The organism is Oscillospiraceae bacterium (genome assembly GCA_025758045.1).
Taxonomy (GTDB): Bacteria; Bacillota; Clostridia; order Oscillospirales; family Ruminococcaceae; genus Gemmiger.
Window position 1 is genome coordinate 628,624 of record CP107208.1, and the last position, 19,979, is coordinate 648,602.

Annotated in this window: 9 protein-coding genes; 5 read left to right on the forward strand and 4 right to left on the reverse strand. The window is 59.4% G+C overall.

The window, feature by feature from the left end; all coding sequences use genetic code 11:
• The first annotated feature begins 78 nt into the window (after nucleotides 1–78).
• The 5 genes from OGM81_03195 to OGM81_03215 are packed head-to-tail and all read left to right on the forward strand — an operon-like array spanning nucleotide 79 to nucleotide 6,351.
• Nucleotides 79–1,875 (forward strand): histidine kinase, encoded by a 1,797-nt coding sequence (locus tag OGM81_03195; protein UYJ44155.1) that lies wholly within the window; start codon nucleotides 79–81, stop codon nucleotides 1,873–1,875.
• A 9-nt stretch (nucleotides 1,876–1,884) separates the two neighbouring features.
• Nucleotides 1,885–3,168, forward strand: coding sequence for a response regulator (locus tag OGM81_03200; protein UYJ44156.1), 1,284 nt, complete (start codon nucleotides 1,885–1,887; stop codon nucleotides 3,166–3,168).
• On the forward strand, nucleotides 3,137–4,963 hold the full coding sequence (locus tag OGM81_03205; protein UYJ44157.1) for a heparinase II/III-family protein: 1,827 nt from the start codon (nucleotides 3,137–3,139) through the stop codon (nucleotides 4,961–4,963). Before OGM81_03200 ends, OGM81_03205 begins: the two co-directional genes overlap by 32 nt.
• The gene (locus OGM81_03210; GenBank protein UYJ44158.1) at nucleotides 4,963–5,559 is read left to right on the forward strand and encodes an ATP-binding protein; all 597 of its coding nucleotides are present in this window, start codon (nucleotides 4,963–4,965) and stop codon (nucleotides 5,557–5,559) included. The genes OGM81_03205 and OGM81_03210 overlap by 1 nt, the downstream gene beginning before the upstream one ends.
• Nucleotides 5,560–6,351, forward strand: a complete 792-nt coding sequence (locus tag OGM81_03215) for a carbohydrate-binding protein (GenBank protein ID UYJ44159.1) — start codon at nucleotides 5,560–5,562, stop codon at nucleotides 6,349–6,351.
• 140 nt (nucleotides 6,352–6,491) lie between these two features.
• On the opposite strand, the gene OGM81_03220 is transcribed toward OGM81_03215, so the two are convergent.
• The 4 genes from OGM81_03220 to OGM81_03235 all read right to left on the reverse strand — a co-directional run bounded on the left by OGM81_03220 (nucleotide 6,492) and on the right by OGM81_03235 (nucleotide 19,919).
• Entirely contained in the window at nucleotides 6,492–15,851 is a 9,360-nt protein-coding gene (locus OGM81_03220) for a hypothetical protein (protein ID UYJ44160.1), read from the reverse strand.
• A 298-nt stretch (nucleotides 15,852–16,149) separates the two neighbouring features.
• Nucleotides 16,150–17,577: a 6-phospho-beta-glucosidase gene (locus OGM81_03225; GenBank protein ID UYJ44161.1), complete on the reverse strand. Its 1,428-nt coding sequence runs from the start codon at nucleotides 17,575–17,577 to the stop codon at nucleotides 16,150–16,152.
• A 14-nt stretch (nucleotides 17,578–17,591) separates the two neighbouring features.
• A complete protein-coding gene (locus OGM81_03230; protein UYJ44162.1) occupies nucleotides 17,592–18,968 on the reverse strand; it encodes a PTS transporter subunit EIIC in 1,377 nt (458 codons plus the stop codon).
• A gap of 213 nt (nucleotides 18,969–19,181) precedes the next feature.
• A complete protein-coding gene (locus OGM81_03235; protein UYJ44163.1) occupies nucleotides 19,182–19,919 on the reverse strand; it encodes a MurR/RpiR family transcriptional regulator in 738 nt (245 codons plus the stop codon).
• Between the last annotated feature and the right edge of the window lie 60 nt (nucleotides 19,920–19,979).

The window sequence follows — 19,979 nt, forward strand, 5'->3', positions numbered from 1 at the left end:
CCCACCCGCTTCGCGGGGCCCTCTTGCAGAGGGGGCCTTACGTAGCATTTCTTTAAAATTTTATCACAAGGAGCCTTTATGGGCAAATATAAATTACGCCATGGCAGTATCCAGGTGCGCGTGCTGGCGCTGACGCTGCTGTTTACTTTGGGCGTTTCCCTCGTTATCGCCATTGGCAACATGCGCCAGATGGCAGCTGAGTGGGAGCGCACCACCTTATTGAATGCCGAGTATGCCTTACAGACCGCCGCCACTGCCATCCACCGGGATATTGAGGAGGTGGACGACCTGGCCAGCTGGTGCGCCTACAATCCCAGTATGCGTACCTATTTATTAACGGATGTCAGCAGCAACAACCAGGCACTTTCGATGTACCCCACTATATCGGCCAAGTACAGCACACTGCGCACCATGCAGTATGTACAGCGGTTTATGCTCATCAATGCCAAAGGCCGCCAGATGGTTTTTGGTACAGCCGTTACCAACACCGTAGCCATGACGCCGGAGGTACTGGCCCGCATCCCCGGTTATGACGAGGAATATTCCGGCTGGTCCTGTATTATGCGGGACCCGATGGCCCTGCCCTCCCAGGCGTTGGACACCATCCCCCTTACCCGCAAGCTGACCCTGAGCGGCACCGGCCGCGAGGCCCACATCTGCGCCTTTGTCTCCCCTGCCCTGATCACGGCCGCGCTGAAAGGCTTTACGATGCCGGAGGGCAGCAGCCTTTTGTGGCAGATGGGCGGGCGGTACTACGGCATCACCGGCAATATCCTGACCGAGGATCCCCTGTCCGATATCCCGGCCGAGCAGCTGGATGTGGACATGCTGGATGACAGCACTGAGGTTTATTCCATTGCAGCCGGATACGATGCCCAGTTGATGGTGCGGTATCCCATCGGTGTACACGATCTGTACTTGATCGAGATCATCCCCAACGGGCCGCTGCAGCGGCAAATCCCCTACCTGTCGGATTCGCTGGTCATCAGTCTGCTGGCTATTCTGGTATTGGGCTTGCTGCTGGCATTTTTGCTGCACCGCATGATCACACCGCCCATCACGGCACTGCAGAACCGCATAACCAAAATCAGCAGCGGCGACTTTTCCTTTGACCCTGCCATTGAGTGGAACAACGAACTGGGCGACATTGGCCGGGGCATTAACAGCATGTCGGCCAGCGTCACCGCCCTGATGGACCACCGCCTGGAGGACGAAAAGCAGAAGCAGGATTTGGAATACCGCATGCTGCAAAACCAGATCAATCCCCACTTTATTTATAATACGCTGAACAGCATCAAGTGGATGGCCACCATCCAGCATGCCCCCGGCATCGCCGAGATGGTCACGGCGCTGTCCCGCCTGCTGAAAAGCGTCTCCAAAAGCAACGAACGACTGGTGCCCCTGTATGAGGAGTTTGCCCTGCTGAACGACTACTTCACGATCCAGCAGTACCGCTACGGCGGCACCATCACGCTGGATGTCAGCTATATCGAGGATGAAAAGCTGAACCACAGCTGCCTGATTCCCCGCTTCACCTTGCAGCCGCTGGTGGAGAACGCCATCTTCCACGGCATTGAGCCGAAGGGCAGCGCCGGGGAGGTCACCCTGCGGGTCGAGCGGGATACTGCCAACGGCGATGTGCTGATCCGCTTAACGGACGACGGCATCGGCATGACGGCGGAACAGGCTGCCAAGGCTCTGCAGGAACCGGGCCCCGAGGAAGCCGCCGCCAAATACCGCCACGTGGGCATGTGGAACGTCCACAAGCGCCTGCAATACAGCTTTGGCGAAGCGTATGGGTTAAGTATCGAAAGCGAGCCTGGCGTAGGCACTACCGTCATGGTGCGCCTGCCAGGGCCGCCCGCACAGCAATGAGGTGATCTTTTGACACGGATATTCTTAGTGGATGATGAACCGCTGGTGCTGATTGGCATGCAGGGCATGCTGAACTGGAGCGAACTGGGCTACGAGGTAGCCGGCACCGCCCGCAACGGGGCCGAAGCGCTGAAAGCCATTGAGGAAAAGCGCCCGGACATTGTGGTATCGGACATCCGCATGCCGGTGATGGACGGCTTTACCCTGGCGGAAAGCTGCCACAAGGATGGCTCAGCTTTGCCGGTGTTCATTATGCTGACCAGCTATGAAGAATTTGATTACGTGAAACGCAGTATGCGGCTGGGTGTGGTGGACTATCTGGTCAAGATCGACCTGACCGCTGAGGGCCTCGCCGCCGCGCTGGACAAAGCCCGCACGGTGGTAGAGAAAGAGCGCCGCCTGCAGGAGCCTTCTGCCCCGGCGGTAAGCATGGACAGTTACCGCGATCGGCTGTTTTTGCAGCTGTACAGTGGGTCATTGACCGACCGCGCGCGGTTTGACCGCCAGTGCGCCGAGCTGGATCTGCACTTTGACGCACCGCAGTACGTGGTAGCGCTGGGCAGTTTGCAGGTGCCGGAACAGGCCACCGACCAGTTGCTGACCTTGAGCACCGGTGTGACCCGCATGGCCGCCGAGACCTTGCCCAAGTACCACCCCTGCCGTGTAACCGGCATGGACCTGCGGCACTTCTCGGTATTGCTGCCCTTGCAGGAGGGCGAGGACCCCGAAGCCACCCTGGCCCCTGCCCTGCAGGCCACCGGGCAGATTTTGTACAACTATTTCAGTTCGCCCATCTACTGGGCCGTGGGGCGGCCGGTGAAGGACATTTTGCAGGTAGCCCAAAGCCAGAAGGATGCTTTTGCCACCCTGCAATTGCTGCGCAGCGATGCGCCGGTGGTGTTCTACCACGAGCGGCCCAACACGCCGCTGGACCACCGCGCCCAGGTAGTGGCCCAGGTGCAGCAGTACATCCGCGAACATCTGGCCGAGCGCCTGACGCTGAACGAGGTGGCCGCAGTGTTCAACTTCAGCCCCAACTACCTAAGCCAGCTGTTTGCACAAAACAGCGAGAGCGGCTTTGTGGAATTTGTCACCGCCACCCGCATTGCCGCCGCCAAGGAGACGATGGCCTCCACCGACATGAAGATCTACGAGATCAGTAATGAAGTCGGGTTTGAGAGCGCCTTCTATTTCAGCAAGGTGTTCAAAAAATTGGAGGGTGTCAGCCCCCGCGAGTATATTCAGAGAATGAAGGGTTCCTATGTTGACGCAAAAGATGATGCCGGGATCTGAGTTTACCACCGTGTACCCGGTTTTGTACCCGCCTTACGCTGACCGTGCCGCTTGGGCCGCGTTGCCCGGCGCGGCGCGGTGGAAAGCGGCGGGCGACGCGGCTTTGCAGGATGCGGATACACTACCACGCTTGCCGCTCTCCCTTTGGCTGCGTTTTACCCAAAATGGGGACCGCACCGTCTGGGAGCATGCCTACTTTGCCCGCCGCCGCACCCTGTGCGCACTGGTGATGGCCGAGGCTGTGACCGGGGCGGGCTCCTACCTGCCCGCTATCGCGGATTTAGCCTGGGCCATCTGCGAGGAAAGCGCCTGGCAGCTGCCCGCCCACAACAGCTATATCCGGGATACGCCCCAGCTGCCGCTGCCGGACGTAACCCGGCCCATCGTGGACCTGTTTGCCGCCGAGACCGGTGCGCTGATTGCCACCGTGTATGGCCTGTTAGGCGCTGCATTGGATGGTTACGCTCCCGGATTTTCCGTCCGTTTGAAAGGCGAAGTGGAGCGCCGGGTGCTGGCCCCCTACCGCACCGCGCATTTCTGGTGGATGGGCAACGGTGAGGAGCCAATGTGCAACTGGACCCCCTGGTGTACCCAGAACGTGCTGCTGGCCGCCGCCCAGTGTGCCCCGACGGAGACACTGCCCGTTTACGTAAAGCAGGCCGCCTACAGTATTGACTGCTTTTTGAAGGACTACGGCGAGGACGGCTGTTGTAGCGAGGGTGCACAGTATTACCGCCACGCCGCGCTGACGATGTTCAACGCGCTGGTCCTGTTGTGCCGGATTGCCCCCGGCGTATTTGATGATGTGTGGGCCGAGCCGAAGATACGCAACATGGCCGAGTACATTGTCAACATGCACATTGCCGGGCCCTATTATTTGAACTTTGCCGATTGCAGCCCCCTGGCGGGAGCTCGCGGCGTGCGGGAGTTTCTGTTTGGTCAGCGCGTAGCCAGTGCCCCGCTGATGACGCTGGCCGCCCGGGATTGGGCGGACGCATTGCAGCAGCCTGATCCCGACCGACTGCACCACCCGGACGACAGCGAGGGCATCAACCTGTATTACCACATCCAGACCACACTGGCCGAGCAGAAAGTGCTGGCCTTTGCCCAAAGCGCCGCCCCTGCCCTGCCCCGCGATATGTGGTACCCCAGCGTGGGCATTTTGGTCTGCCGCCGTGGGGCCTACGCTCTGGGGGCCAAAGCGGGCAATAACGCCGACAGCCACAACCACAACGATGTGGGCAGCGTGACACTGTACAAAAATGGTGCGCCGCTGCTGATCGACGTGGGGGTGGAGACCTACAGCAAAAAGACCTTCAGCCCCCAGCGATACGAGATCTGGACGATGCAATCCAGCTGGCACAACCTGCCGGAGTTTGAGCCGGAGAGTGCCCAATACCAGCAGCAGCCCGGTTTAGAGTTTGCCGCCCGGGATGTGGCTGTGAGTGATGCACTGGATGCTATCACGATGGACATTGCCCCCGCCTACGGCGCTGTGCCGGGGCTGGGCTTCTACCGCCGCCGGGTACAGCTTAGTGCGAACGGCCTGACTCTGCAGGAGGAAACCGACTACCCCGGCACCACAGCCCTGACGCTGATGAGCGCGGAGAAGCCCACTATAGTGGGGCATAACGTGCAGTTTGGGGCATTGGCGACTGCACACATAAATGGCACTGTACGCATTGCCGCTGAAGCCGTATCAATTACGGATTCCCGTCTGCGTCAAGCCTGGCCGGATACCTTGTACCGCACGCGGGTGTATTTTCGTAGCACACTGACCGTGGAGGTGCGTTGATGGTACTGGCCTTGCAGGGCGGTATGGCCGTGGGCAAAACAACCGCTGCCCGCTATACAGCGGCCCATGCCTCCGCTGTGACTGTATTTTTTGAGGACAACGCCCCCGCCCTTGCTGCTTTGCGGGGACGCGGGCTGGACAAGCACAAATTTGCGGACTACTGCGAAATCCAGCGGGCGTTCATCCAGCAAGAACTGGACCGTTATGCCCTCGCCGCCCACTGCCCCTGCGCACTGCTGGATCTAGGCCCGCAGGAAATCGAATTTTACACCCTGTACTATCCCCACACCCTTGGGCAGGACTGGCCCGTGGAACAGGCACTGGCGGCGGAGTTGGCCTCCCTGCGCCGTTGTCGCATCAACCGCACGCTGTTTTTGCATGCGTCCGTTCCTGTTCTACGGCAGCGCAAAGAAGCCGACGCCACCCGCGACCGCGGATTTTTTGACTACACCGTACAACACCTGCTGCCCGCGAAAGAACGGTGGTTTGCCGCACAACCCCTCGTGGATTTTTTGCAGACCGACCGTCTGACACAGGCCGAGACTGCCGCCGCCGTGCTGGCGTGGGTGCAGCAATGCCAAAAGGAGAATTTGTAAATGGAACTGTTGAAGCTGAAAATTCTGGACACCGATGGTCAAACCCTGATGACTGCCCCCGGCGCAGCGCAGGTAAGTCTTGTATACATGAATGCCTACAAGCCCGGCGACCGCGTGGCGCTGGAGATCGGCACACCGGGGCAGTATGTGGTCATCCAGTTTGAGGACACGATGGCCCCCGTGCTGGTGTATGTGGTCAAGCGGGAGATCAACTTCCACATCCCGTTCGACGAACAGGCCATCACCTACAGCCCCAAGAGTTTTGCCGGGACCTGCCACATCATCCGCGCCCGCTTTGCCACCAAAGAGGAGATTGCCGCGCGCCGCAACCTGGCCTTTAACCCTTACGATGAACATGGCGACACCGGTTTTTATCCGCATGCTTCGGCCAATGTGGAGACCCGCGGCGAGGCTGTGTTTGCTGCCCGCAACGCCATTGACGGTGTATACGAGAACGATGCCCACGGCACCTGGCCCTACCAGAGCTGGGGCATCAACCGCGACCCCAACGCCGCCCTGACGCTGGATTTTGGCCGCACTGTGCTACTGGATGAACTGCGGCTGACCCTGCGGGCGGATTTCCCCCACGACAGCTGGTGGACCCAGGCCACCGTGGAGTTTGACGACGGCAGCCGCGAGGTACTGGACCTGCAAAAGACCGCCGCCTCGCAGACCTTTGCCATTGAGCCCCGCACTGTAAAGAGCCTGAAACTGTTTGAGCTGAAAAAGGCCGATGACCCCAGCCCCTTCCCGGCCCTGACCCAGATCGAAGCCTGGGGCACCGAAGCGTAATCCGCATACAAATAAAAGCGTCCTGCATGTCTGTTACGATATGCGGGACGCTTTTTTGCCTTGCCGGGGATACAGCAAGCCCCCGCTCGTTGCCGGGCGGGGGCTGCTGCAAACAGGATCCTGTTCAGATCCGTTGGGGATTACTTGTGCTTTTGCTCGCGCTTGCGCAGGATCAGCACGATCAGGCCATTTAGGCTGAGCAGGGCCACAGCGGCAAGCGGCACGATGGGGAAGCTGTCCGACGTCTGCGGGACGCGGGTAGTGCTGGCCGGTGCGGGCGTTGCCTGGCTGGGTTTGGCGGTGCCGGCTGCGCTGTTGGAAGTGGAATTGCTGTTGTTGCTATTGCTGCTATTGGGTTTGCTGGTGGGCGCGGGGGTTGCAGTGGGCTTTTCCGTCGGGGCCGGGGTGGGTTTCTCGGTCGGGGCGGGCTGTTCCTTGGCCTTCCAGCTTACGGCGAAGGGCGACAGACTATGGACGGTTACGACCAGCTTGCCATCCTTAAGGGCAGGCTTCAGCAGTTCGGTATTGCCGTCGTTCTTCAGGTGGGCGATAAGGAAGTTGTAGTTGTCTGCCTCCTCGGCCTTGATGTCGTTGGGCAGGTCGAAAGCGACCTCCAGGCCTTCCTGCGGGAAGTTCTCCTTGGTGACTTCCTCGCCGATGGTGCCGTCCTCGTTCTTGATCCTCAGCGTAACTTCGTAGAATTCGGTCTTACCATCCTCGGCGGGCTGTTCCTTGGCGATCTCCTCTTTCAGGGCGGACTTGACCTTCTCGGAAGTGGTGAAGCCCTTGTCCTGCAGCTCCTGAGAGATATTGTCGGCGGTCAGTTCCTCCTTGATGACCTCGGTCTTGACAGGTGCAGCCGTGGGAGCGGGGGTTGCGGTGGGCTTGGCTGTCGGGGCCGGGGTGGCCGTGGGAGCTGTTGTAGGCGCAGGCGTCTCCGTAGGTTTAGCGGTGGGGGCAGGTGTCTCGGTCGGCTTCACGGTCGGGGCCGGGGTCTCCGTCGGTTTCACAGTCGGCTCAGGCGTTGCTGTGGGCTCTGTCGTGGGAACCGGGGTAGCGGTAGGTTTAGCAGTAGGCTTCGGGGTGGCAGTAGGTGCCGTGGTGGGGACCGGGGTCGCGGTAGGTTTAGCAGTAGGCTCCGGGGTGGCGGTAGGCTCGGTGGTCGGGGCCGGGGTGGGATCAGGTTTCGTAGTCGGATTCGGTGTCACGGTGGGTTCCGGCTTGGTCTTTTCGGTGCCAGCCACCATGATGAAGCTGACCTGCACGGCCGAGGTGGTGTTGGCGTTGGCGGCGATCTCCACCGTCAGGGTGCCGTTTTCATCGGCGCTCAGGCCGGTGAAGGCCAGGGTATCGCCCTTACCGGTGCAGCTGGTGTTGTAGTTGTAGCCGGTCTGCACGGTCTCACCGTTGATCTTGATGTCGGCCAGGCGAACTTTGCCGTTTTCCACCCAGCCGGTGGGGTTGAACATGCCAACGTAGACAGTGTAGCTGCTGCCGGTCAGATTGTCAAAGCGGTAGGTGATGCTGTCCTTATTGGCAGCGTAACGCATGCTTTCGTAAATGTCGGCGTTGGTGTTGCGCAGGGTACCGGCGGTGCCGGTGTAGCCGAAGCCGTTCTCGGCATTATAGGCGCCATCGTTGACAGCCGAATTCTTAAGGGTCTCGGCGCTGGCGTTTACAATGGCAGTATAGTCGCTGCTGACAGGGGTCTTGGTGGGGTTGGCAAAGTAGAGCAGGTTCTTCGGGACCACGGTAGCGGTGGTGCTGATTGAAATGTTGTTGCACTCCGTCAGCGTACCAGTGATGGAAACCGTGCCAAAGTTCTTCAGGCTATCGGTATCCCACTCGACCTTGCTGGTCACGTCCTTGCCCTGGGTGGTCACATTGACGGTTTTGGGCAGGTTGCTGCCGTCGGACCAGACGACCTTGGGCAGTTCGGTATTAACAGTGGTAGGCAGCAGCTGATCCAGACGGTCCAGCGTCCAGTTCTTCTCGCCCAGGACGGAGAGGGTGCTGTCGGTGTTCATCTGGATCGGCAGCCAGATGGTGCGGCTGTCGGTCAGATTGCTGCCGTTCCAGCGGTCAGCCATGTAGATGAACTTGCCGTTCTCGGCATCCACAGGCAGCACGTAGGTGACCTGGGTATTGAACATCTTGCCGGTATCGTTCTTGGCGGGGTTGCCGATCTTTTCCCAGCCGGAAAGCACATTTTTACTGCGATAATAGATGTGGGCGGTGCTGTTCCAGCCATCGGTACCGCTGGTGATCAGGTAATAATAGCCACCGTACTTGAACATGGCCGGGGCTTCGCGGCTGTTGTCGGTGACAATGCGAGCGGCGAACTGGGTGTCATCGGCCTGGTCAGCCTCAGCAGCAAGGCCGGTGTAGTCCTTGTTCAGCAGCGAGACATAGAGCTTAGCGTTCATCTCGCTGGAGTAGATAACATAAGCGTCATCGGAACCATCGTTGTTCTTGTCTACGCCGGTATCCACAAAGACAGTCATGTCGCGGGCTTCACCCAGGCGGTTGGCGTTCAGCGCGGCGTCATAGTTCATGCGGGTGACGTTCTGCACCGTGAAGGGGCCGAACGGGCTGTCGCTTGTGGCGATGCCGACCATGGCGCGGCTGTAGCGGCTGGCGGGGCAGTTGCCAACGCAGCCGCCGGCCACCCAACCGCTCAGGTCTTTGCTGTTGTACAGCGGGCCATCGGCGTGCCATAAGAGCACGAACTGTTTGGTGCTCTCGTTGTAGATCATCTTGGGGCGCTCGGTAATGCAGTAGCTGCCGTACAGGGTTTCGAAAGCCAGCTGCAGGCGGGTGGTGGTCACGTTACGCACGGATTCATCGGTGCTGTCCGGGTAGAGCAGGCTGGTGGCTGTGATGGGTTCCTCATCGTAGGTCTTAGCGGTCCAGCTGATGTCGTTCAGATCCGTGGGTGCCTTTTCGTACTCGGTCACGTAGGCGCGCAGGAAGTTCTTGACGTTGCGGAACTCGCTCTCGGTCACACCCTCGGGTGCGGTGGACAGCTTACCCCAGGCTTTCAAGGTCTCCAGGTTCGTCTTGCTGCGCTGCATGACGTTGTATCCCTGGGTGGTGCCGGTCCCGTTGGCCCCCACGCTGGAGGTGATGGCCTTTTCGGTGCCTTTCTCAATGGGCAGGATGGTGCTCTGGGTGTAGAGGATGGTGCCGTGGTCGGTCCAGTTATACAGGTCGGTGGAGCTGTAGCAGCGCACACCGTCCACAGGGCGGGTGTTGTTAGTCTTATCCTCGCCGAACCAGAGGTAAACGGTCTTACCCTCGGTGATGGAGCCATCGCCGTCCAGATCGTAGTTGACGCAGCCGTCGCCGGTGCCCTCTTTCAGAGTCATGGCAGAGCCGCCGTGGGCCTGCATGGGCAGACCTGTGTCGGCCTTGATGACAGTGGCAGCGGTACCGGGGATGTCGGTATAGGTTTTTGGCAGGGTGCGCAGGGCTTTGTACTGGGCATCCAGCGCCTTGACGCAGCTGTTCAGTTCATCGGTCGCAGCCTTTTCATCAGCGGCCAGGGTGTCGGCTTTGGTGAGGGCCTCGTTCATTTCGGGCAAGGTGTCGGCCGTGCCTGCCTTGTTTCCGGTGTACTGCCAGTTTTCCAGTTTTTCGGTTGCGTAGGTGATGCCGTTTGCCTTGTCGGCTGCCAGGGCTGCGCGGATCTCCTTGATCTTGGCGGCCAGCGCTGCGCGGGCTGCATCGGAGGGGTTCTTGGCATCATAGCGGGCAGTGGTCTCCTTGACGGCGGCGCTCTCGCTCAGGGCATTGCGCTTGACCATGATGTTATCGTACTGGCCGGTCAGCAGGTAATTGGTGCCGACGTTGCGGGCCACGGTAGCGGCAATGTCTTTGGATTCGCTGAGTTTGAAGCCGATGTCGGCGATCTCGCCAGCCTTTTTACCATTGAGGTAAACGGTCAGCGAACCATTGCCGCCGTTGGGCTCATTGTAGACGAAGGCTACAGAGTTCCACGTACCAACGGCCACATTGCCAAGGCTGATCTCGTTCTTGCTGATGCCGGCGTTAGAGCCATCAACGCCGTAGCCCACCTTGCCGTCATAGGTCAGCAGGTGCAGGCGGTTGCTTCCGGTGCTGATAGTGAAAGCGGAGCGCATAGCGGTCTTGCTCGCATCACTGCCGGGTTTCTCGATCATCACATCGGCCAGCAGGGTGAACTGGGTACGGCCGAACAGATTCTGACCATCGGTGATGGCGGCGTGGTATTCGTTCTTATTGTTCCACTGGGTGGATACCTTCAGAATGGTGCCCCAGGTCTCATCGGTCAGGGTTGCGGCGTTGGCCGCCAGGGTCAGGCCGCCGTTATCCTCCAGCACCTGGTCAAAGAACTTGGAGCCGCTCTCTGCGGTCTTGCCCTTGACAGCCAGCCAGCTGATAACAGGGGCCTGGGTGCCGGTGGCGGTAACGGTGTAGTAGACGACCTGCTCCTTATCCAGGGTGAAGTCTGCCTTATTGATGATATCGCCGCTGCTGCCGGAGAGGTTCAAGTCAGCGGTATCGCTCAAGGCGGTTCCCTCCGTATCGGTGACAACAGCGGTCATCGGGCGGGTCATACTCCACCACTCACGGTGGGCACTGGTCAGGGTGTAGGTACCGGCGGGCAGGGTCAGGGCGTAGGTCAGGGTCTCGCCCGCCTTGTTGTCGTGGCCGTAGATGCCGGTAGCGGTCTTATCGGCAGTGCTGCTGTAGCCCTTGGTACCTGCATCGGTATCCACCAAGCCCCAGGTAGTGGCGTCGGTCTTAAACTGGTCGAACGCATCGTTCATCAGCAGGCCGCCCAGTGCCTTTTTGTAGAGTTTGTAGGTCTCGGTGGTGCCGCCGGCCACATCGGTGATCTTGCCGGAAACAGAATCAATGAAGTAAAGAGTATCGCCGGGGATGACTTCGTTGATGTTGACGCTGACAGTGAGCTGCTCACCCAGAGAGTTGACAGCGTCCTTTACATTGCCGTTGATGGAGCCGGAGCTGTAGGCGTTGGCTGCCAGGGCATCCTCGTCCACATTCCATTCGACAGCCATGATATCGGTGGTACCGTCAGCCAGCTTGACCTTGACTTCATCAGGCAGGCCGGACACACCGCTGCCGGTCACGTAGTAGTCCATGGCAGGCAGTTCGGTCAGCACTTCGGTCACAGAACCGCTGACGGATTCCAGGCGGGCACCGATGGTGTTCAGTGCGTCGACCTTGAGGGTGCCGGATTTGAGCACGACCTTGATGGTGTGGTTCCCGGCCGCCAGGTCAGACAGGATGTAGGTTTCGCCGCGGGTGGGGGCTGCCTTGGTGGCTGCGTTTTCAACTTTCAGCTGGCTGTCCACGTAGACATCGATGACAGCAGAGCCATCGTTACCGCCCATGATGGCAAAACCATTGCCGTTGGCGGTAAAGGTAAAGCTTGCATCGGCGGTGCTGGAGGAAGAAATGGTGCGGTACCAGTTATCGGCACTGCCGCCGCCGGGATTGTTGATGGTCCAGTTGCCCTCGTACTTGACACCGTCGTCCTGGCCGTCGATCATGGCGGTGGCATAGGGGATGCCGCCCTTGACGGTCTTGACTTCCAGGTTGTCGGCGTAGACCTGCTTCCAGTTGGAGCTGATTTTGACACGGCCGGAGAGCATCGGGTTGGCATCATTGTACTTGGCAACACGCACATCATTGATGTAAGCATAGACGGTGCTGCCCAGACCAGTCAGCTTCAGGTTGTACTTGCCCTCGGCGTTCTTAGCCACAGTGCCGTTGGCCACCTGGGTGCCGATGCGGAACAACTTCCAGCTGCCGGCACCGTTGATCTCCAGCGTGTAGCCGCTGTTGTTCCAGTTCATGCCGGTCTGGGCACGGATAGTCAGGCGTTCGTAACGGCCCGCCTCGGCGTTGGGCAGGGTGACATCGATGGAAGCGCTGTAATCCATCCAGCGCCAGTCACCCACGATGGTGGCAGGGTCGCCGCTGTTCCACTGGTTGACGCCGGACTCATTTTCCTGCTTGAGCCGGCCGCCCTCGACGATCCAGGCGCCATGGGTATCCAGCATGTAGCGGGGCTCGTTGCCGCGGGAAACGATGTAATCCTGCTGGGTCTCCTCGTTAGTGGTAACGTTATATCCGGCCACCTTGCCTTCCTCGACATACTCGAAGTTATCGGCATAGAGGTACTCGTCGGTTGTATCGGCGTTTTTGCCGGTGGAATCGGTATCCAGCACACTGCGGGTCCCGGTCTGGATGTAATCGCCGTCATCCTTCTCGGTGGGGAAGCGGGCGGGCGTGGTATTCAGCGTGGTAGCGGTCACAACGCTGTAGGCAGGCACGGTGATGGTGGCGATGCCGTTTTTGATGGCGGCATCCTCGCCTTTTTGCAGGTAGATGTCGGTCACGGTGGTCCAGACGTGCAGGGCCCTCGCGGAGATGTCCATATCGTCTGCGACCTTAATAGCGAAGGTCTTTTCATTCCGGGTGTTGTTGATGAACACCGTGGAGAAGTTCTTTTTATCCGGGGCAGCCAGGGTCATGTAGCTGGCGCTGCCATCGATACCGGCGGTAGCGTGTTCGTTATCGCTGGCGCCAAAGGACGCAAAGGTAGCATTGGGCAGCACGCGCCAGATGCCGTTGGTGTTGGTATCGTTCTCCCAGCCGGTCTTGGCAAACTGGGTGATGTGAGCCAGCATGTAGAGGACGGGGTCATAGTGGATGTAGCCGCTCCAGGGGTCGCGGGCAGAGAGCAGTTCCTTGTGGCCGTACTGGATTCCCTCGTAGAAAGAACCGATGGCAGGCTGGAACATGTACATGGTGCGGCGGGAACCCACAAAGGCGTTGGGGATGCTGTCCAGCAGGGCCAGGGGACTCTGGTAGCCACCGATGGTGTTTGCGCCGTACTCGGTGGTCTTATTCTCCTGCAGTTCGGAGTAACCGAAGGTGGCGCAGCCCTCGCTGTACCAGACTTCCTTGTCGTTCACATCGGCCATCATGATGTAGTCATCGGTGGCGTTGGTGCGGTAATGGAAGCCGATGGCATCCACTGCATCATACACACCAGAATCGCGAAGCATCAAGGGAACAATGTTCAAGGTCTTGTTCTCGTCCGAAGCAACGATCTTGATGTTGTGATAAGCGGCAATGGCTTCCCCAGTGAAGTAATCGGGGAATTCGCCCTCGTTCTTCAGCGCGTTGGCAAAGTACTTGATGATCTCGCCATCGGGATTTTGGGTCTCGTTCTTATCGGGGTCGATATAGTCGATGACATAGCCGTACTTTTCGTAGGCATCAAAGATGGTCTCTTTGTACCACTTATAAATAGCGGCGTACTTTTCATCGCCGTCGGCTTTGGCCTTGACCCAGTTGGGATACTCCCACCGCAGGATGGAGACCTTGACGTTGGGGTTGATCTTTTTGGCATCGGCCGCCATGACAAAGCCGGGGGAACGGGAAGCGTCGGCTTCCTCGTTCTCGTAACGCATGGTGCAGGCCTCGGCGCCGGTGGAGTTGTTGCCGTCGTTGCCCATCTCCATCTTGATGTTGGAGAACAGCGGGTAACCGTCCTCGCTGCCAAAGAGATACTGCATCATGGCCCAGTAGGCCTGCGGGTTTTCGGCCTTGTAGTCCAGCAGCAGGTTGCTGGTGGCGTTACCGTTGAGCATACCCAGGCCCTTGTAGGTCCAGCCGTTGACGTTCTCGGCGGCAGCCTCGACCTCAGAGCCATTTAGGGTAACGATACCATCCACATCAACGATACCGTCAAAGGCATCCTTGCGGGAGGCGGTCTCGGTCTTGGCGGCGTCGGCGTCAGCCTTGCCGGTCACGACGATGTTATCGTACAGGCCGGTACGCATAAAGCCGGTGCCAAAGGTAGCGCCAAACGCACCGATGATGCCGGTCTTTTCGCTGAGCTTGAAGCCCACGCCGGTAGCGGGCAGGACCTCCTCGCCGTTCAGGTAGACGGCAACGTTGCCCTCGGTGTCGTTCTCGTTATACACAAGGGCGAGGGCGTTCCACTCCCCTGCTTCCAGGCTTTGGGAGAGTTTGTATTCTTGGTTGTTGTTGACTTTCAGCACAGCGGTGCCATCGGTCTTGCGGGGGATGATGCGGAAATGGGCATCCGCTGCCGGGCCAACCAGAATGGCCGACGTATTGTCGTGGGCATCGTTGAACTTGATGTCTGCATACAGGGTGAAGCTGCTGCGCTTAAAGAAGCTGTCGGCCTCCTTAATGGCTGCGCCGCCGTCCATGGCGGAGTTGCCGCCGCTGATCCAGCCTGAGGTAACACTGACCTGCTTGCCGCCGGTGATGGTATCCGTCAGGGAGGCGCCGTTGCGGACGGTGACGAGTTCGTCATCCTCCAGCGCTTTGCCGAAGTTTTCGTTCTCATCAGGGGTGTCCGGGGTCTCCACATCACCGGTGCGCTCCACGGCCAGCCAGCTGACAGCGGGGGCATGCTGACCCGTGGCGGTGGCAGTCCAGGTCACGACCTGTTCGGTGGTGATAGTGAACTCGCCGGTCTTGGTGGTGACCTTGCCATTGTCCTGCTTGGGCACAGAAGCATAGACGCTCGCGCCGTCGCTTGTGGTCAGGCTCAGGTCCATGGCGCGGTTCTGGCCTTTCCACCACTCGCGGTGGGCGGTGGTAATGCTGTACTTACCGGCAGGCAGGGTGAACTTGTAGGAGATGGTCTCGCCTTTTTCATTCTTTTGGCCGTATACGCCGGTGTAGGTCTTGTCGCTGGTAGTGCCATTATAGCCCTTGGTCTGGGCGTCGGTATCCACCAGGCCCCAGGTCGCATCGCCCTGGTAGAACTGGTCGGACTTGCCATTGAGCAGCCGGTCGCCCAGCAGAGCCTTGGCGGCGGCGTAGGCTTCGGTAGACTGCACGCTGTCCATGGCACCGTTGCTGCCGCTGGCAGCGACGCTGTCAATAAAGTAGACAGTATCCGCCGGGATGACCTCGACGGTGTAGGTGACATCACCCTTTTGGACCTTCACGGTCTCAAAGGCTGTCTTGAAGGTATCGGCGGTAACGCCGTCCACGTCTGCCAGCACGGCGGGCACTTCGCCCACCTTGGTGGCGATATGGGTAGTGGTCACCGTGGCGTCGGCGTCGCCACTCTCCTGGATGGTGGTGGCCGGTGCGGGAGTCTCGTCTGCAGCGGGTGCCTCGGTGGGGGCCGGAGTCTCGGTTTCAGCAGGCGTTTCCGTAGGTGCCGGGGTTTCCTCCACGTCAGGCGCTTCGTCGGGAGTTTTCCCGGCCGGGGTCTCGGTTTCAGATGCGGCCGGGGCTTCAGTGGGAGCAGGGGTCTGCCCGGCGTTCGTGTCCTCGGCCGGGGCGTCTGCATCAGCAGGGGTATCCTCCTGCTGGACGATGGCCGTTATCGGCTCATCGTTGGCAAACGCTTGGGCAGGGACCATGCTTGCCAGCATGCCGACACACAGGGCGGCCGCCAGAACGCGTTGACCCTTGCGTTTTGCTTTTCTCATGGTTTTTCATCCTCTCTTTAGATTTCAGCGGGTAATGGGTACATTTGCAGTGGTTTACCTAAATGATAACGTACCCCCGCCGCGCCGACCATGTCATTTTTCCTGTACAATCTGCACTTTTTCAAGTTGTGTTTGACAGATCTTCCCCGCCCAAAGAGCCGGAATTTTTGCATGCTGTTCTTGAAAAAATCCATGGAAAGCAAAGCTGCGATCTGTGATAATGTTATTTAAGTATATCCATCAACCGCAAAAGGCCGCCCTCCCCTGCTTGTGGGGAGAGCGGCCTTGCCGTTTTGGGTTATAAGGTCTCGCCGTTGGTGGCAATGACCTGCTTGTACCAGTTGAAGGACTTTTTCTTATAGCGGTTGCCGGTGCCGGTGCCGTCATCGTTGCGGTCGACATAGATAAAGCCGTACCGCTTGCGCAGTTCACCGGTGGTAAAGGACACCACGTCGATGCAGCCCCAGGGGGTGTAGCCCATCACGTCGACACCGTCCAGTTCGATGGCTTTCTTCATCTCGGTGATGTGGGCTTTCAGGTAGTCGATGCGGTAGCTGTCGTCCACAGTGTGGTCGGGCTTCAGCTCGTCGATGGCGCCGAAGCCGTTCTCGACGATGAAGATGGGCAGCTCGTACCGCTCGTAGAGAGCGTTCAGGCTGTAGCGCAGACCCACCGGGTCGATCTGCCAGCCCCACTCCGACGCTTTGACGTAGGGGTTGGGCACGGTGTGGGCGTTGCCGCCGCTGAGACCCGCGTTTTCCACCTCCACGTCCGACCGCACGCAGTTGGACATGTAGTAGCTGATGCCGATGTAGTCCACCGTGCCGCCCGCCAGAATCTCTTCATCGCCGGGCAGCATCTCGGGGGCGGTGCCCTCCCGCGCCCACTGCTTGCGGGCATAGGCGGGATAGTGGCCGCGGCAGTGGACATCGCTGAAATAATAGCGCTCGTGCATGGATTCCTGGGCCATGATCATATCGTCCGGGTTGCAGGAGTAGGGGTAGAACGGCACGAATGCGCACATACAGCCGATTTTAAAGCCGGGATCGATGGCATGACCTTTGGCCACCACCAGAGCCGAGGCCACCAGCTCGTGGTGCACGGCCTGATTCAGCGCCTTTTTGGGGTTAGCAAAGGTGGAGTAGCGCACGCCGGAGTTGGTCCAGCCGAAGATGTCGTTGGAGGTGTTGGACTGGTTGTTGATCTCGTTGAAGGTCATCCAGTACTTGACCTTGCCCTTGTAGCGCTCCATCACGGTGGTGGCGTAATGGACGAAGAAGTCCACCAGCTTGCGGTTGACCCAGCCGCCGTACTCTTTCGCCAGGGCGTAGGGCATCTCGAAGTGGGAGAGGGTGATGACCGGCTCGATGCCGTATTTCAGCAGTTCGTGAAACAGGTCATCGTAGAACTGCAGGCCCGCTTCGTTAGGCTGCTGCTCGTCCCCGCGGGGAAAGATGCGGCTCCAGGAAATGGAGGTGCGGAAGCACTTGAAGCCCAACTCGGCAAACAGTTTCACGTCCTGCTTGTAGGTATGGTAAAAGTCGATGCCGGTATGGTTGGGGTAGTATTCGCCGGGCAGGACGCCATCGGTGATGCGGCGGGGCGTGCTGACGCTGCCGCCGGTCATCACGTCGCTGACGCTGGGGCCGCGGCCGTCGGCGTCCCAGGCACCTTCCAGCTGGTGGGCAGCGACTGCACCGCCCCAAAGGAAGTTTTCAGGAAGCATGGTTGAAACCTCTGTTATTTTTCTTTTTCATCGCAGCCGATGATCTGTACCAGCACGATGGTGATGATAATGGTGGCCAGCACGCCGATTATCATGCCGGTAAAGGAGCCGGGGTTGGCGTCGCTCATGGCGTTGACGGTGGTCAGCAGGCCGGGCAGACCGGCATAGACGTAGTATTTGGTGTTGAAGAAGCTGATGACGAGCGCACCGATGGCACCGCCGATGCAGCCGGCCACGAAGGGCTTTTTCAGGCGCAGGGTGACACCGTAGATGGCGGGCTCGGTGATGCCGAAGATGCCGGTCAGGCCAGCGGAGAGGGCAACGCTCTTCATGTCCTTCTTCTTGGTCTTAAGCACAACGCCGAAGCAGGCAGCGGCCTGGGCGATAACGGCGCAGGTCTGGAAAGCCTGGAAAGAGTCGCAGCCGTACTTGGCAAAGTTGGCAACGTTCATCGGGGTAACGCCCCAATGTACGCCGAAGATGACGAAGACCTGCCAGATACCGCCGACCAGCAGAGCTGCCACGGCGGGCACATTGTTGGCCAGGAAGTTGTAGGCGTTGGCGATGCCCATAGCCACGGCATCGGACACAGGACCGATGACCAGGATGGTGAGGGGCACCATGACGATGGCACTAATAAAGGGCACGACCAAGGCCTTGGCGATGTCGGGGACGTACTTATTCAGGAAGCGCTCCAGGTAGGACAGCACCAATACCAAAAACAGTGGCGGCAGCACGCTGGAGGTGTAGGTGGTCTGTGCCATGGGCAGGCCCAGGAACCTGATGGTCTCGCCGTCGGCAATGCGAGCGGCGATGCTGCCCCAATCGGGGTTAGCCAGCGCCATGCAGCACCACATGGCAATAAAGGTGTTGCACTTGAAATGCTTGGAGGCCGTGACCGCGATCATAATGGGCATGAAGGTGAACGGCGTCCAGCTGATAAAGCTAAGTACGGCGTAGGTGCCGGTCTCGGCAAAGGCGGGGACAAAGTGGGTGATGATGATGAGCATGCCCTGCACCAGGCCGGCCGCAGCCAGGATGTAGATGAACGGGGCAAACACAGCCGACATGGCCGCAATGATGCGGTTGAACAGCCCCTGCTTGACCTCGGCCGCTTCGGCACCAGCGGTGTCACCCATCAACTTGGCCATCTCCTCGTAGACATCCTTGGCGTGGGTGCCGATGACGATCTGGTACTGGCCGCCGTTCTCCATGACCTTGATGACGGCGGGCATCTCGGAGATCTTCTGGGTGACCTCGGCAGAGGGGGATTCTTTCAGCACAAGGCGCAGGCGGGTGGCGCAGTTGGCTGCGCTGATGATGTTATCGGGGCCGACGGCTTCGCGGATATCGGCCGCAAGCTTGGCATAATCGCGGATCTTGGTAGCCATAGTGATTTCTCCTTCACGGTTCGTTTTTAACGGAGTGGTAGTGGTTTGTACCCCGTTCCCTGCGCGCTTTGGGAACTGGCTTTATTATATCCGCAAAAGTACGGCTTGTCAGCAGTTTTGGGGCGCAAAAAAACAGCGCGCACCCCAAAGTAACCTGTTTTTGGGAAGTAACACGCTGTTTTTTGTACGTTTTGTTGTGCGCCGGGCAAGGCGTCACTCGTTCAGGCGGTTATGCACCCGGCGGGCCAGGGATTCCAGCAGGTAAACGGCGGGGATCTGCGACGTCAAATCGTAGTTTTCCACGCCGCTGCGGCGAGTGGCCGTGTAGTAGGGCAGGGTCAGGTCGCACACCTGGGCCAGGGTGCAACTCTCGTTGCCGGTGACAGCCAGCAGGGTGCATCCCCGCTCCCGCAGATCGTGGGCGAGTTTGAGCACCTCGGGCGTTTCGCCGGAAACTGAAAAGACAAGGGCGGCGGCGCTGGTGCAATCCGTTAACGTGATGGGGTAAAACGGGTCGGACACGCTGAGGGCAAACTTGCCCAGGTTGGAGAAGTACCGCGCACCATAGCTGGCAATGCTGCCGGAGTTGCCGATGCCCACCACAAAAATGCGCTCCATGCGGGCGATGATAGCGGCGGCCTGCTCCAGCTTTTCCCGGTAGGCGGGCGTGCCCACACGCCAGAAAAAGGTCTGCAGCTCGTTTAAAGCATCGGGGATGTCTTTGTCCTGGGTGTCGATGCCGTTTTCCTCTTTCAGCTTCCACTTGAACTGGGAGAACCCCTCGCAGCCCATCTTTTTGCAGAAGTGCAGCACCGTGGTGGTGGAGACGTGGGCTTCGGTGGCAAGCTCGCGGATGCGCATATAGGGCACGGCGGAGCGATGCTCGGTGACATACTGGTAGACGAGCATCTCCAGCTCGTTCAGGCTTTTCAGCTCCTGTGCAGTAAACATGGCGGCGTGCCCCTTTCGCGGTGGTTTATTAAAAAGGTAACATTCCGGGCGGAAGTTGTC

Bases quoted from the DNA above. Each gene is read 5' to 3' on its own strand.
- OGM81_03210 (UYJ44158.1), top strand. From the start codon at position 4,963: ATGGTACTGGCCTTGCAGGGCGGTATGGCCGTGGGCAAAACAACCGCT.
- OGM81_03225 (UYJ44161.1), bottom strand. From the start codon at position 17,577: ATGCTTCCTGAAAACTTCCTTTGGGGCGGTGCAGTCGCTGCCCACCAG.
- OGM81_03220 (UYJ44160.1), bottom strand. From the start codon at position 15,851: ATGAGAAAAGCAAAACGCAAGGGTCAACGCGTTCTGGCGGCCGCCCTG.
- OGM81_03195 (UYJ44155.1), top strand. From the start codon at position 79: ATGGGCAAATATAAATTACGCCATGGCAGTATCCAGGTGCGCGTGCTG.
- OGM81_03215 (UYJ44159.1), top strand. From the start codon at position 5,560: ATGGAACTGTTGAAGCTGAAAATTCTGGACACCGATGGTCAAACCCTG.
- OGM81_03235 (UYJ44163.1), bottom strand. From the start codon at position 19,919: ATGTTTACTGCACAGGAGCTGAAAAGCCTGAACGAGCTGGAGATGCTC.
- OGM81_03230 (UYJ44162.1), bottom strand. From the start codon at position 18,968: ATGGCTACCAAGATCCGCGATTATGCCAAGCTTGCGGCCGATATCCGC.
- OGM81_03205 (UYJ44157.1), top strand. From the start codon at position 3,137: ATGTTGACGCAAAAGATGATGCCGGGATCTGAGTTTACCACCGTGTAC.